This is a genomic window from Vitreoscilla sp. C1 (assembly GCF_002951955.2).
GTDB classification, from domain to species: domain Bacteria; phylum Pseudomonadota; class Gammaproteobacteria; order Burkholderiales; family Neisseriaceae; genus Vitreoscilla; species Vitreoscilla stercoraria.
In genome coordinates, this window is record NZ_CP019644.2 from 1909224 (window position 1) to 1923480 (window position 14257).

Annotated in this window: 16 protein-coding genes; 7 read left to right on the forward strand and 9 right to left on the reverse strand. The window is 45.0% G+C overall.

Features of this window, described 5'->3' with window-relative positions; genetic code table 11:
- Window positions 1-10 precede the first annotated feature (10 nt).
- Window positions 11-487 carry a bacterioferritin gene (gene bfr / locus ADP71_RS09420; protein WP_019957116.1) on the forward strand — a complete coding sequence of 159 codons (477 nt, stop codon included), beginning with the start codon at window positions 11-13 and terminating at the stop codon, window positions 485-487.
- Window positions 488-490: 3 nt separating this feature from the next.
- Here the strand turns inward: bfr and ADP71_RS09425 are convergent, their stop codons facing one another.
- On the reverse strand, window positions 491-697 hold the full coding sequence (locus ADP71_RS09425) for a (2Fe-2S)-binding protein (protein WP_019957115.1): 207 nt from the start codon (window positions 695-697) through the stop codon (window positions 491-493).
- A gap of 170 nt (window positions 698-867) precedes the next feature.
- Here ADP71_RS09425 and ADP71_RS09430 point away from each other — a divergent pair, with 170 nt between their 5' ends.
- Entirely contained in the window at window positions 868-2880 is a 2013-nt protein-coding gene (locus tag ADP71_RS09430; protein ID WP_019957114.1) for an alpha/beta fold hydrolase, read from the forward strand.
- Window positions 2881-2940: 60 nt separating this feature from the next.
- Here the strand turns inward: ADP71_RS09430 and ADP71_RS13140 are convergent, their stop codons facing one another.
- The 3 genes from ADP71_RS13140 to pmbA are packed head-to-tail and all read right to left on the reverse strand — an operon-like array spanning window position 2941 to window position 4967.
- The gene (locus ADP71_RS13140) at window positions 2941-3069 is read right to left on the reverse strand and encodes a hypothetical protein (RefSeq protein WP_257793065.1); all 129 of its coding nucleotides are present in this window, start codon (window positions 3067-3069) and stop codon (window positions 2941-2943) included.
- A gap of 13 nt (window positions 3070-3082) precedes the next feature.
- Entirely contained in the window at window positions 3083-3586 is a 504-nt protein-coding gene (locus ADP71_RS09435) for a disulfide bond formation protein B (RefSeq protein ID WP_171461108.1), read from the reverse strand.
- A gap of 37 nt (window positions 3587-3623) precedes the next feature.
- Window positions 3624-4967: a metalloprotease PmbA gene (gene pmbA / locus ADP71_RS09440; RefSeq protein ID WP_104932062.1), complete on the reverse strand. Its 1344-nt coding sequence runs from the start codon at window positions 4965-4967 to the stop codon at window positions 3624-3626.
- A gap of 152 nt (window positions 4968-5119) precedes the next feature.
- Here pmbA and yjgA point away from each other — a divergent pair, with 152 nt between their 5' ends.
- The 5 genes from yjgA to ADP71_RS09465 all read left to right on the forward strand — a co-directional run bounded on the left by yjgA (window position 5120) and on the right by ADP71_RS09465 (window position 8778).
- Window positions 5120-5653 carry a ribosome biogenesis factor YjgA gene (gene yjgA / locus ADP71_RS09445; RefSeq protein WP_019957110.1) on the forward strand — a complete coding sequence of 178 codons (534 nt, stop codon included), beginning with the start codon at window positions 5120-5122 and terminating at the stop codon, window positions 5651-5653.
- 15 nt (window positions 5654-5668) lie between these two features.
- Window positions 5669-6634: a YheT family hydrolase gene (locus ADP71_RS09450; RefSeq protein WP_040755244.1), complete on the forward strand. Its 966-nt coding sequence runs from the start codon at window positions 5669-5671 to the stop codon at window positions 6632-6634.
- A complete protein-coding gene (gene trpC / locus ADP71_RS09455; protein WP_104932063.1) occupies window positions 6631-7422 on the forward strand; it encodes an indole-3-glycerol phosphate synthase TrpC in 792 nt (263 codons plus the stop codon). Before ADP71_RS09450 ends, trpC begins: the two co-directional genes overlap by 4 nt.
- 60 nt (window positions 7423-7482) lie before the next feature.
- Window positions 7483-8259 carry a type I methionyl aminopeptidase gene (gene map / locus ADP71_RS09460; RefSeq protein ID WP_019957107.1) on the forward strand — a complete coding sequence of 259 codons (777 nt, stop codon included), beginning with the start codon at window positions 7483-7485 and terminating at the stop codon, window positions 8257-8259.
- Between the two features lie 234 nt (window positions 8260-8493).
- Window positions 8494-8778: a helix-turn-helix domain-containing protein gene (locus ADP71_RS09465; protein ID WP_019957106.1), complete on the forward strand. Its 285-nt coding sequence runs from the start codon at window positions 8494-8496 to the stop codon at window positions 8776-8778.
- Between the two features lie 89 nt (window positions 8779-8867).
- Here the strand turns inward: ADP71_RS09465 and ADP71_RS09470 are convergent, their stop codons facing one another.
- The 5 genes from ADP71_RS09470 to ADP71_RS09490 all read right to left on the reverse strand — a co-directional run bounded on the left by ADP71_RS09470 (window position 8868) and on the right by ADP71_RS09490 (window position 14254).
- Complete coding sequence (locus ADP71_RS09470; protein ID WP_171461109.1) at window positions 8868-11684, reverse strand: valine--tRNA ligase; 2817 nt, start codon at window positions 11682-11684, stop codon at window positions 8868-8870.
- A 116-nt stretch (window positions 11685-11800) separates the two neighbouring features.
- The gene (gene yacG / locus ADP71_RS09475; RefSeq protein WP_104932064.1) at window positions 11801-11989 is read right to left on the reverse strand and encodes a DNA gyrase inhibitor YacG; all 189 of its coding nucleotides are present in this window, start codon (window positions 11987-11989) and stop codon (window positions 11801-11803) included.
- Window positions 11977-12765 carry a cell division protein ZapD gene (zapD, locus tag ADP71_RS09480; protein ID WP_019957103.1) on the reverse strand — a complete coding sequence of 263 codons (789 nt, stop codon included), beginning with the start codon at window positions 12763-12765 and terminating at the stop codon, window positions 11977-11979. Before zapD ends, yacG begins: the two co-directional genes overlap by 13 nt.
- Before the next feature lie 8 nt (window positions 12766-12773).
- Window positions 12774-13376, reverse strand: coding sequence for a dephospho-CoA kinase (gene coaE / locus ADP71_RS09485; RefSeq protein WP_019957102.1), 603 nt, complete (start codon window positions 13374-13376; stop codon window positions 12774-12776).
- Complete coding sequence (locus tag ADP71_RS09490; protein ID WP_026353355.1) at window positions 13373-14254, reverse strand: prepilin peptidase; 882 nt, start codon at window positions 14252-14254, stop codon at window positions 13373-13375. Before ADP71_RS09490 ends, coaE begins: the two co-directional genes overlap by 4 nt.
- Window positions 14255-14257: the final 3 nt, after the last annotated feature.

The window sequence follows — 14257 nt, forward strand, 5'->3', positions numbered from 1 at the left end:
GGAGACGAACATGCAAGGAAGCCGTCCTGTAAAACGTGAATTGAACAAAGTCTTGGCTGTGTCTTTGATTGCCATCAATCAGTATTTTTTACATGCACGCATGTTGAAAAACTGGGGCATCGAAGCTTTGGGCAAGCACGTTTACAAACAATCGATTGAAGAAATGAAGATGTCTGACGACGTCATTGAACGCATTTTATTGCTCGAAGGTTTGCCAAACTTGCAAGATTTGGGCAAGTTACTGTTGGGCGAAAACGTCAAAGAAATGCTCGAATGTGATGTGCAACTGGAAAATATCAAAAGCGCAGCTTTGATTGAAGCGATTAAAGTGTGCGAAGCTGAAGGCGATTACGTCAGCCGTGACATGTTGCACAAACTTAAAGAAGAAAACGAAGAACACATCGATTGGCTAGAAAATCAATTGTTCTTGATTGAAGAAATGGGTCTGGAAAACTTCATCCAACAAGCTGTTGGCAATCAAGCATAAAGCTTACACAGCGTGGATTAAAATGCCCACTGAGCGAGGTTCATGAACATGATGGGCTTCGCTCAATAATTTTTCGCACATATCACCACAACGACCGCAACAAGTCGCCACTTCCAACTCCGCTTGCAAACTCGCCATATCACGGCAACCATCCGCAATGCTTTGCTTGATTTCAGTATCAGTCACACCATTGCAAATACATACAAACATGTGGCAATCCTTGATTTAAAAACAATTATGAATCGCTATAATAATGATAGCTTTTATCATTTGCAAGTAGATTCACTGGATTTACACAAACTGTCAGTCATGTTGCCACTCAAAGCGGCCTGTATTTCACGTTATAATGCATCATTGATGCTTTGATTGAATTGAATACCATGAATTGTGATGCCCACAGCCATCTAGAAGATTTAAACCGTCCTGAAACCCAACAATATGCCGCTTGTGCCCATGCGCAAACCTTGGCACAGTTTGAAGACCAACGCACCAAAGACATGGCGCAAGACATGTTGGCGCAGATTCAAAATGAAAAACAAATTCCGTTTTGCCAAGAGCATCGTGCGCGGATGTACCACATTCATCAAAATGCCGATTATCCTAAAGGCGTTTATCGTGTGTGTACGGCGGCCAGTTTTCGTTCGGGCTTGCCTGATTGGGACATTTTGTTTTCGGTGGAAGCATTTGATGAGGTGTTACAGGACGATGTGTATTTGAATCATGTCACGCATTGCACGTTGCACCCAACTCGCACTTTGTTAGAGTTTGGCAGCAATGGCGGCGATGCCGCTTATACATTGGAATTTGATTTGGCTGAAAAACGCTTGGTGGACAGTGGTTTTCATTTTCCATTGGGCAAAAACCACATTGCATGGCGTGACTTAGACAGCGTTTGGGTCTGCCCTGCTTGGCACGAAGCGCAATTAACCACCAGCGGCTACCCTCGCCAAGTGTGGCTATTAGAGCGTGGCAACAGTATGGATGAAGCCATTCCCGTTTTACAAGCTGAAATCGATGATATGTTTGTCGCAGCTTGTCGCTATTTGGATCCACAAGGCAAAGATTTGGATGTCATTGAAGTGGCGCATGATTTTTACCGCAAAACCTATTACTGGGTCGATGGCGATTTGCAAGCGCAGCCTTTAAACCTGCCTGAAAACTGCGATTTGATTGGTTATTTGGGCGGTCAATTATTGGTGTGGCTCAAAAGCGATTGGCAACGTGCCAATACCCGTTATGCCAATGGCAGTTTGTTAGCGGTCAAATTGAGCAAAGGTCAATTGGGTGCAGCACAAATTTTGTTCGAGCCCACAGCGGCCTGTATTTTAGAAGCGGTCGAAACCACACGCCAATTTGTAGTGATGCATGTGTTGGACAATGTTCAAAGCCAATTGCGTGCGCAACAATTTTCCCAAGGTGCGTGGCAACAAGCCACCGTGCCTGCGCTGCCTCGTGGCACCATCGAATTAGTCGACCAACCTTATGGCGGTGATGTGGTCTATGTCGCCATCAGCGATTTCAGCACGCCTTTGACTTTACTGTGTGTCGATTTTGCCCAGCAAGATGTGGCGGTTTTGCGCAAACAGCCGAAACAATTTGATGCTAAAAACATGCAAACCCAACAATTTTGGACGCAAAGCACAGATGGCACGTCCATTCCTTATTTTCATGTTGGCACGCCAAGCGATGCGCCCAAACCGACAATTGTGTATGTGTATGGTGGTTTTGCTGTGGCTGAATTGCCGCATTATTTGGGTTTAATGGGTCGACATTGGTTGAGCCAAGGTTATGCTTTTGTGGTAGCGAATGTGCGTGGTGGCGGCGAATTTGGTCCGCAATGGCACCAAGCGGCCATTGGTAACAACAAGCACAAAACCATTGAAGATTTACTCAGCGTGGTACAAGATTTACAACAGCGAAATTTGGCAACTGCGACACAAATTGGTTTACAAGGTGGTAGCAATGGCGGTTTGGTGGTTTTGGCGGCGATGGCACAAGCACCGACTCAAATCGGTGCTGTGGTGGCTGAAATGCCATTAGCCGACATGCTCAATTATACAAAATGGTCGTCAGGAACATCGTGGATTGCTGAGTTTGGCAATCCAGATGATGCAGACCCAACAGCCACAGCATCACTACAAGCTTTGTCGCCCTACCACAATTTGCAAGAAGATGTGACTTATCCTAAAACTTTGCTCACCACCAGTTTCAGTGATGACCGCGTGCATCCTGCTCACGCTTTGAAAACGCATGCGCGCTTGCAAGAACTCAAACAAGCAGCATGGTTGTTGTGTCCTGAAGATGGTGGTCACAGCGGCAATGGCACACAAGACCAATTGGCAGAAGAAACCGCTTTGGTATTGCGCTTTTTTGAACAGCAATTAAGCCAATAAAAACGGATACAAACAAGCGTCCTGTAAAACCTTTACAGGACGCTTGTTGATTCAGCCAAATCAATGTGAGGTATAACCCACGCCACCGCTTATTTGACCATACACTTGGCTAGAACCTGAATGGGAACCTGTGCTGCTACACGCAGCCAAAGCCAAAACAATCAAAATCATACCCATACTTTGTTTCATTTTCATCACCTTATCAATAACCATACCGATGGTTTGGACGTGACTTGAACCAAGCAAACCAAGCCATACCAATAGCAAACACAAAAAACAAGGCGCTCCAAATTGGCAAAGGTACACCCAAGAAATAATCCACCACCGCACATTCACCTGAACCACTTAAAACCGTTTGAATCAAACTTTGCAATGGCAAAGTATTCATCATAAAGTCCAAACCCGGACCACAAGCAGGCACTTCTGAAGGTGGTAAACCTTGAATATAACGTTGGCGCAATGCAATGCTCAAACCAATGAGCGCAGGAATGCTGATTAAAATTGCCGCACCCAAACCAACCGTTTTTTGACGATTGGGAATCAATGCCATCAGCAAAGCCACAGCACCCACTGCCATTACCGCCACGCGCTGAAAAATACACAAAGGGCAAGGCTCCATTTTCAACACATGTTGCGAATACAGAGCTGCTGCCATGATGATGGCCGACACCACCACAATGAACCACAAATACTTTTTACCGGACATCTTCTACCCTTAGAATGTGAATCGATGCAGCTCAGGCTTAATCCTCAACTGCTTCATCACCGGCAATCGTCATCTCGCTGATGAGAATCGAACCAATGCGGTGCGCACTGCGTTTTAACCCATCATTGCCAATGGCGACAATATTTTTAAACATATTTTGCAATTGACCGGCAATCGTGATTTCATCAACAGGGTATACAATCACACCGTTTTCTACCCAAAATCCTGCTGCACCACGCGAATAATCGCCTGTTAACGCATTCACGCCCTGTCCCATCAATTCGGTAACCAACAAGCCTGTACCCATTTGCTTGAGCACATCACTCAAATCAATGCTATTGGGACTCAACACCAAATTGTGTGCACCGCCAGCATTGGCTGTGGTTTGCATGCCCAGCTTGCGTGCACTGTAACTGCTCAAAAAATAGCCTTCGACCACGCCATCTTTGATGATGTCGCGCGGCTTGGTTGCCACGCCTTCGCTGTCAAAATACGTGCTTGATAAACCACGCACAATGTGAGGCTCTTCACGCAATTGCACCCATGCTGGCAAAATAGACGTGCCCAAAGAATCTTGCAAAAAGCTGGATTTGCGATACAGGCTGCCACCACTCAAAGCACCAACCAAATGACTGATTAAGCTGCCTGAAACCGTATTGTCAAACACCACAGGATAAACCCCTGTTGGTACTTGGCGCGCACCCAAACGGCGTACAGTGCGCTCGGCAGTGATTTTGCCCAAAGTTTCGTTGTCCAATAATTCAGTGGCAATACGGCTTTGATCGTACCAATAATCGCGCTCCATACCATTTTCGTCTTGCGCCAATACCGAGCAAGATTTGCTGTGGCGGCTCGATTGCATGAACGCGGCAAAGCCATTGCTGTTAGCCAATACATATTGGCTAGAGCCTGTATTGATGCTCGCACCTTCACTGGTATGAATACGGCTGTCTGCTGCCATCGCTGCCGCTTCACACGCTTTGGCTTCCTCAATGGCTTTGTCGACATCCAAAGCCCAAGGATGGAACAAATCCAAATCTTGCCATGTTCGTGCCAACAAAGCCGAGTCTGCCAAACCAGCACAATCGTCTTCGGCAGTATATTTGGCAATATTGAGTGCTGCATCGACAGTCGCTTTTACCGATGCCGCAGAAAAATCGCTGCTAGAGGCATTGCCTTTGCGCTGTCCCATATACACGGTAATATCGAACGATTTGTCTTGTTGGTATTCCAATTGCTCGATTTCTTGCAATCTGATGCTGACCGATTGACCAACCGACTCACTCACGCCGACATCGGCGGCGCTTGCACCACATTGCTTGGCATAATCCAAAGCTTGTTGAGCCAAATCGCTCAATTGTTTTTCGCTGTGATTGAACATAACCTCTTAAACCCATTTATCAGATTGCATCGTCGTTATTGTACCGATATTGTTTGAACTATGGTTAATTGTTATTTAACGGGCTGTTAGCTGCGAAGAATCGATAATTTCGGTATCATTCAACCTTGAAAATTTATGTGGTAGGAACTCTCATGCAAGAAGAAGAATTCGTCAGCAAGACCCAAATTAAAAAACAAATGGACGACAGACAAGATTTGGGCATGCAACTGACCAAATTATCAACCGATACTTTGAAGAAAATAGGCTTAGACGAAAGTTTGTACGAAGCCATCGTGTTTTACAAAAAAATCAATTCTAACGGTGCGCTTAAACGCCAAGCCCAATACATTGGCCGCTTGATGCGTGACACCGACCCTGCACCTATTGAAGCCTTTTTAGCCCGCTTAAAAGGCGACAATACCGCTCACAATGCTTTGATGCAGCGTTTGGAATTATTACGTGAACGCTTGATTGACAACGATGAGGCTTTGACCACTTTAATCAATCAAGAACCTGATTTGGACATCGGCACTTTGCGTACTTTGATTCGCAACGCGCGCAAAGAAAAAGAATTGAACAAATCACCTAAAGCCCGTCGTGAGATTTTCCAAGTTCTCAAGCAGCATTTCACTGCCGAAAAAAGCAGCGATAACGACAACAATGCTGATGAAAATGAACACAACTGATTTTCAGGACGCTTGATGCTCCCCCACTACGCCGCCCCAATTTGGCTAAAAGGCGGGGGGCATTTGCAAACCATTTACCCCAAAGTCCTTGCCCTTCCCTCAGTTTGTTACCGCCGTGAGTTGCTCAGCGATTCCACACAAGAAACTGTCGTCGCTTACGATTTCATCGATGCGCCCCAAACCCATGCGCCTGTCGTGGTTTTATTTCATGGTTTAGAAGGCAGTAGCCACAGCCATTATGCGTTGACATTGATGCATATGGTTAAACAAAAACAATGGCATGGTGTGGTCGTACACTATCGCGGTTGTGGTGGTGTGGTGAATCAAAGCCACAAAGCGTATCATTCAGGTGACAGTTTGGAGTGTGAATGGATGTTACAACAACTGCGCCAACGCTATCCTGAGCAAAAATTGTATGTGATGGGTGTGTCATTGGGTGGCAATATGTTGGCAAAATATTTGGGTGAAGCGCAAAATTTGGCACTGGCGGATGCTGCTGCGGTGATTTCAGCACCGTTGGATTTGCCTATGGCCAGTGTTGCCTTGGAAAAAGGTTTGAGTAAAAAATTGTACGCACCGTATTTTTTGCGCTCTTTACTGCCCAAAGCCACACAAGAGCGGCACCAAGGCAAACACCCCCATTTACATTGGGACCATTTGCTCGCCAGTAACGGCCTGAAAGACTTTGACCAACACTATACCGCACCTGTACATGGTTTTGACAATGCTGACAGCTATTACCGCCTCAGCAGTGCCAAACCTGTGTTGCGCCACATCCAAATACCCACGCTAATCATCAATGCCCAAAACGATCCATTTTTGCCGCCAGAAGCATTGCCAACGGCAGCCGAGGTCTCTGCATGCGTCACCTTGTATCAGCCTGATCATGGTGGGCATGTGGGCTTTGTCAGTGGGCCATTTCCAGGCAACTTACAATGGTTGCCACAAACCGTATTAACCTTTTTCAGTGAGCACGCATGAACGATATTTTGAATAAAATTCTGGCCACCAAAGCACAAGAAGTGAGCGCTTTTTTAGCACAAACCGATTTGACCACCATGCAACATCTCGCCCGCGATCAAGCGCCTGTGCGTGATTTTGTGGGTGCCATTCGTGCCAAACATGACCAATCGTTGCCTGCTGTGATTGCTGAAATCAAAAAAGCCAGTCCATCCAAAGGTTTAATTCGACCGCACGACTTTAATCCTGCCAATATTGCCCATATATATGAACAAGCTGGTGCGGCTTGTTTGTCGGTTTTGACCGATGAGTCCTATTTTCAAGGTGCGCCTGAGTATTTGCAACAAGCCAAAGCGGCCTGTAACTTGCCTGCTTTGCGCAAAGATTTCATTGTCGATGCTTATCAAATTTACCAAGCACGCTCTTGGAATGCAGATGCGATTTTGCTGATTGCGGCGGCATTAGAACAATCGCAATTAGAAGAGTTTGAGGCAATTGCCCACGATTTGGACATGGCAGTTTTATTGGAAGTCCACCATACCGATGAATGGCGCAAATGCGAACGCTTGACCACACCCTTGGTTGGCGTAAACAACCGCAATTTGCGTACTTTTGAGGTTGATTTGCAACAAACTTTAGATTATTTACCTATTTTGGACGATTCACGCATCATCGTGACTGAAAGCGGCATTGCCAAACGTGAGGAAGTGGATTTAATGCGCTCGCATGGCATCCATACTTTCTTAATTGGCGAAACCTTTATGCGTGCCGACAACATCGGTCAAGCCGTCCAAGATTTGTTATTTTAATGACAGTAACAAGCGTCCTGTAAAATTTTCAGGACGCTTTAAGACAAGAAGGAACCCAACATGAGTGTATATATTAACAACGAGCACGATATCGAAAAAATGCGTATTGCAGGCCGCTTGGCTGCCGAATTGCTCGACTATATTGAAGATTTTGTCAAACCAGGCGTTACCACCAATGAATTGAACCAATTGTGTCATGACTACCAAGTGGATGTTCAAGGCGCGATTCCTGCACCCTTGGGCTATGGTAACCCACCTTATCCAAAATCTGTTTGTACTTCAATCAACCATGTCATTTGTCATGGCATTCCAGATGACAAACCATTAAAAAATGGTGATTGCTTAAACATTGATGTCACCATCATCAAAGATGGCTACCATGGCGACTCAAGCCGCATGTTCATGGTCGGAGAAGTCAGCCCTCATGCCAAACGTTTGTCTAAAATTACCCATGAATGCATGATGTTAGGCATCGAACAAGTGAAACCAGGTGCGACTTTAGGCGATGTGGGTCACGCCATTCAAGTACATGCTGAAAACAATGGCTACTCTATCGTACAAGAATTCTGTGGTCATGGCATTGGCACCAAATTCCATTGCGAACCACAAGTTTTACACTATGGTAAGCGTGGTACAGGCTTGCGTTTGGAACCGGGCATGATTTTTACCATCGAACCGATGCTCAACCAAGGCAAACGCCATTTGCGTATTTTGGCCGATGGTTGGACTGTTGTCACCAAAGATCGCTCGCTGTCTGCGCAATGGGAACACGAAGTGTTGGTAACTGACACAGGTTATGAAATTTTGACTATTAGCCCTAAAACAAACAAACCATAATGTTAACTTCTTAATTATTTAAAGAAAATACATATTTTTAATAGTTTTCATATGGTTAAAACATAATTTTTCTTAACTTTAGTGACAAATCTTTACGTTCATTTCTGAAACTATATGGCATAATTCAGGCTCATAAAAACGAGCCATAAAAATAGATGGCCTCCATATGGTTTCAAAAAAACCTAGGTGGATATTCACCATAAAGACACTAATTAGAATCATGAAGGTACCACAATGAAAACTTTTCAAAATATCGACAACATTCGCGACATTCGTAAAAAATTGGGCTTGAACCAACAAGAGTTTTGGAGCCAAATCGGTGTGACCCAGTCAGGCGGTTCTCGCTATGAATCTGGTCGCAACATGCCAAAACCTGTGCGTGAATTATTGCGCTTGGTTCATGTTGAACAAGTAGATTTAACCAAAGTGAATCACGATGACATGGCAATTGCCACTTTGCTCAAAGTGCGTCATCCTGAAATCTACAAAACATTGAAAAAAGAAGCTAAGGCTAAGTAAGACATGTTCATCATGTTTGACTTTATTTTCATGCAATAAAAGCTGCCTTTCGGCAGCTTTTTTATATCAAACAAATACTTTCAGGACGCTTATTTCAATTTTGCCAATTGCTCGATGATTTGAGTCATTTTGTCATTCAATTGCGCCAATTCTGCACGGTCTTTTTCAACCAAGTGTGCAGGTGCTTTGTCGGTATAACCTGGTTTTTCCAATTTAGCCGTCAATTTATCCAACGCTTTTTGCACTTTTTCCTGCTCTTTGTTCAAGCGATCAGTTTCAGCAGCTTTGTCAATTTCCACTTTCAGCATCATGCGTGCGCCCAAAGCAACGGCAACAGGTGCATCGTCTTCTGGCAAAGTCTCGACCAAAGTCACGTCACTCAAACGTGCCATCATTGGCAAATACGGCAAATAAATACCCAACTCAGCACCGCCTTCAATGAACAAAGGTGCTTTCACAGCAGGACCCAAATTCATTTCGCCACGCAAATTGCGCACCGTACCCATCAATTCTTGTAACACATTCATTTGTGCCAAAGCTTCTGGATGGATTTTGCTTTCATCCGCCTCTGGCCATGTTGCTAACATGATGCTGTCGGTTTTTTTGGCGTTGGCCAAAGGTGCCACAGTCTGCCAAATTTCTTCGGTGATGAATGGCATAATTGGATGCAACAAGCGCAATACCACTTCCAATACACGCACCAACACACGGCGAGTAGCACGTTGAGAAGCTTCATCACCGCTGTTCAACTGAACTTTGGCCAATTCCACATACCAGTCGCAATATTCATTCCACACAAACTCATACATCGTTTGCGCAGCCAAATCGAAGCGATAGGTGTTGAATGCATCCGCCATTGCCGCTTCGGTTTGCTGCAAACGTGACATCATCCAATGGTCTACAAATGAATATGCCAAAGGCAAGCTTTCATCTTGACCACAATCTTTGCCTTCAACGTTCATCAACACAAAACGGGTCGCATTCCACAATTTATTGCAGAAATTGCGATAGCCTTCAGCGCGTTTGAAATCAAAATTGACAGAGCGACCCAAGCTGGCATAACTTGCCATCGTAAAGCGCAAAGCATCGGCACCAAACACAGGAATGCCTTCTGGGAACAATTTTTCAGTCGCTTGAATGACTTTTGGCGCAGTTTCAGGACGGCGCAAACCAACTGTGCGTTTTTCAAGCAAATGTGGCAAATCGATGCCATCAATCAAATCCACAGGGTCAATCACATTGCCCTCAGATTTCGACATTTTCTTGCCTTCATTGTCACGCACCATGCCATGAATATACACATCTTTAAACGGCACTTGGCCTGTAAAATGGGTCGTCATCATAATCATGCGCGCAACCCAGAAGAAGATGATTTCGTAACCAGTCACCAATACAGAGCTTGGCAAGAAGGCTTTCAAATCTGGCGTTTTTTCAGGCCAGCCCATAGTAGAAAATGGCACCAAAGCCGAACTAAACCAAGTATCCAACACGTCTTCATCACGCGTCAATACCGCCTGAGCACCTGCTTGTTCACGAGCTTGTGCTTCAGTGCGTGCCACATAATGATTGCCCTCTTCATCGTACCAAGCAGGGATTTGATGACCCCACCACAATTGGCGTGAAATACACCAGTCTTGAATGTTATTCATCCATTGGTTGTACGTATTGACCCAATTTTCAGGCACAAATTTGACTTTGCCGCTGTCCACTGCATCACGCGCCTTGCCAGCCAAACTCAAACCAGTTTCATCGCCTTCGGCCACTTTTTCCATCGCCACAAACCATTGGCTGGTCAACATCGGCTCAATCACCGAACCGGTACGGTCGCCACGCGGTGTTTTCAACGCATGTGGATCGATTTTGACCAAATAGCCTTGGGCTTGCAAATCCGCTACCAACGCCTTACGGGCTTCAAAACGATCCAAACCTGCATACGCTTCAGGCAAAGCAAACGTTTCTTGCGCTTGACCTTGGAAATTGTACACTTCTGCTTGTGGCAAAATTTTCGCGGTCAAATCCAATACATTGATTAAAGCCGTTTGATGGCGTTTACCGACTTCGTAGTCATTGAAATCGTGTGCAGGGGTGATTTTCACACAACCTGTACCGAAATCTTTTTCAACATATTCGTCTGCAATCACAGGAATCAAGCGTCCTGTAAGCGGCAACACCACTTCTTTACCGATGAATGCAGCATAACGCTCATCTTCAGGATGCACAGCAACTGCCACGTCACCGAGCAAGGTTTCAGGACGCGTGGTCGCCACAATCAAAGCTTGTGATGCATCGTCTGCCAAAGGATAACGAATGTGCCACATCGAACCTGTTTCATCGACGCTTTCCACTTCCAAATCCGAAACTGCCGTACCCAAAACAGGATCCCAATTGACCAAACGTTTGCCACGGTAAATCAAGCCTTGCTCAAACAAGCGTACAAACACTTCAGTCACGGTTTCAGCGCGGGTTTCATCCATCGTAAAATATTCGCGCGACCAATCCACAGAACAGCCCACACGGCGCATTTGCTCGGTAATCGTGCCGCCTGAAATGTTTTTCCATTCCCAAATTTTTTGTAAAAACGCTTCACGACCCAAATCATGACGGCTGATGCCTTGTTCAGACAATTGACGCTCCACCACAATTTGCGTGGCAATGCCAGCATGGTCAGTACCCGGCACCCAAGCGGTATTAAAGCCTTTCATGCGATAGTAACGCGTCAAACCATCCATAATGGTTTGGTTGAACGCATGCCCCATGTGCAACGTGCCCGTCACATTCGGCGGTGGTAATTGAATGGCAAACGATGGTTTGCTTTCATCCATAGACGGTTTGAAATAGCCTTGGCTTTCCCAATGTTGGTACCATTTGCCCTCGATTTGGGCTGGATCGTATTTTGCAGCTTCCATTTGACAGATTATCTTTAGTGAAAATATTGAATCCGTCATTATAACGCTTTGCCCGATTTAGGCATACGAAAAGGCGTCCTGTAACTGCTTACAGGACGCCTATTGATATCATTTGATTAACGCTTTAAATCAGACTCTTGCCAATCTTGCGGCTCTTGAGCCCCAACAGTGTATTCCTCATCCGCCCAAGCACCCAAATCAATCAATTTGCAACGCTTAGAACAAAACGGACGAAATTCGCTTTCAGGCCGCCACAACACTTCTTGCCCACATGTTGGGCATTTCACAATTTTTACTTGCTCCATGCTGGCACACTCAATTTTTCAAAACCACACATATGCAAAGTAAACGGAATATTTTGGCTGACTGTCGCACCACGATTGTGAGCAAAATCTGGATGTAAAAAACGAATATTGGTCATGTATTTATTTGCCGATAATTCTGGAATCACACGTTGCCCAGCATCCACATCAATTTGCAATAACAAAACCTTATGTCCCAAACTACTTTGCTGAAACTGTCCTTTAATCGCCTCACACTCAATGCTCACACGATTGTCTCGCAAAATATCCAGCAAAACTTCTAAAGCATTGTAAGTAGGTAATAAAGATGCAATCCACCCATTCAAACGCTCACGGCGACTTTCAGCGGGCAATTGCAACCAATAATGGTAAGCGGGCAAATCAAATGGATTGACATTACCTGGAATCGCCATGCGCTGTTTGATGCCCATCAACCATTCATTTTCACGCAAATGTTGGGCAAATTTGTATTGCACTTGCTGTAAAGAAGTAGATGCTTGCACAATTTTTTGATGCAAAGGCCATTGCTCAGAATCTGCTTTTAACGGCACACCATGAGTTTGCAAAGCCAATTTTTGGCGTTCTAACTCTTGCAAAATGTCCAATTTGAATTCAGCGCGCGAAGCACATTCCATGATTTCAAATAAAGTCATCAACGCTTGATGGTGCGACCATATATCATCTTGAGATAAGACAGCAGTAAAACGTTGGAACAAGTGTTCAACACGCAGCAGATTTCTCACCCGCTCTAATATGGGGTGTTCAAAACGTATGGTCAAACTGCCTCCTACACCGTACTGAAAAGTTGTTGATAATACCGATGCTGATGCAACACTCTTTGTTGTAATGCCAACACATCTTGATCATTGGCAATAACATCATCAGCTAAGGCCAAACGCTGTTCACGCGTGGCTTGTTGTGCCATGATAGCTTTGATTTGCACTGCCGACAATCCACTTCGCTGCATTACCCGTTCTATTTGTGCTTCGGGTGCGCAATCTATCAAGACGATTCGTTCAACCAAAGCCTGAAACATGATCAACTCAGTCAACAAAGGTACGTCAACAATGGCATATACTGCTTGTATCTGCGCTTTTTGACGCTCAACTTCCGCAACAATCAACGGATGTAAAATGGCCTCTAATTGCACTTTGGCTTCAGGCTGGCTAAAAATCAATTGGCGCATATAATCACGATTGAATCGACCATCCAATACCGCTTCAGAGCCAAACACAGCCTGAATATGCGGTAAAGCCACACCATCGTCAGCTGTTAACTGTCTTGCAATCACATCGGTATCAATGATGTGAACGCCCAAATCTGCAAAGAAACCAGCAGCAGTCGATTTACCACTACCAATGCCGCCAGTTAAACCAACCCAATGCGTCATGCGACAAATCCTGATTTGGCTAACCACCATTGGATAAATTGTGTGATGGGATGGCTAAATATCAATACCAACCAACCTGAAATCGCCAGATATGGACCAAAAGGCATAGGCTGGCTTTTCGCGACATTCATAATGACCGCAAAAATCAAACCGACCAACGATGACATCACAATCACAATCGGCAACATGCCCACGCCTATCCAAGCACCCAAAGCGGCCAGTAACTTGAAATCCCCATAACCCATGCCTTCTTTGCCTGTGACCAATTTAAACAACTGGAAGATGGTCCACAACGACATATAACCCACCACAGCGCCCATTACAGAGTCTACCAATGTCGTGATACCCCAAGCGCCCTGTAAAACTTCAGCCAACAAATGAAACACGATACCTGCCCACATCAAAGGCAAAGTCAATTGATCAGGCAATAATTGCGTGTCAGCATCAATGAAAATCATCGCAATCAAATAAGCGCTCAACAACATTGCACCAACTGCCGTCCATGTGACACCAAACTTCCATGCACAAACCGCAAATACCAAGCCCGTTAATAACTCTACCAAAGGATAACGCTTGGAAATAGGTTGGTCACAGTGTTTGCATTGCCCTTTGAGCAAAATGTAACTGACAATCGGAATATTTTGCCAAGGCTTTACAGGGCTTTTGCATTTAGGGCAATGAGAAGGCGGCGTCATGATATTGAAACGCTCCTCATCGATAGGTTCTAAAGGCATGTCCAACATTTGCTTGGCCTGTGTGCGCCAAGAGCGATTTAAGCCCTCAGGCACACGATAAATCACCACGTTCAAAAAACTGCCAACCAGCAAACCCAATACCAAGCAAACAGGCAACCAAAACTCTAATGATAAATTATTCATCAT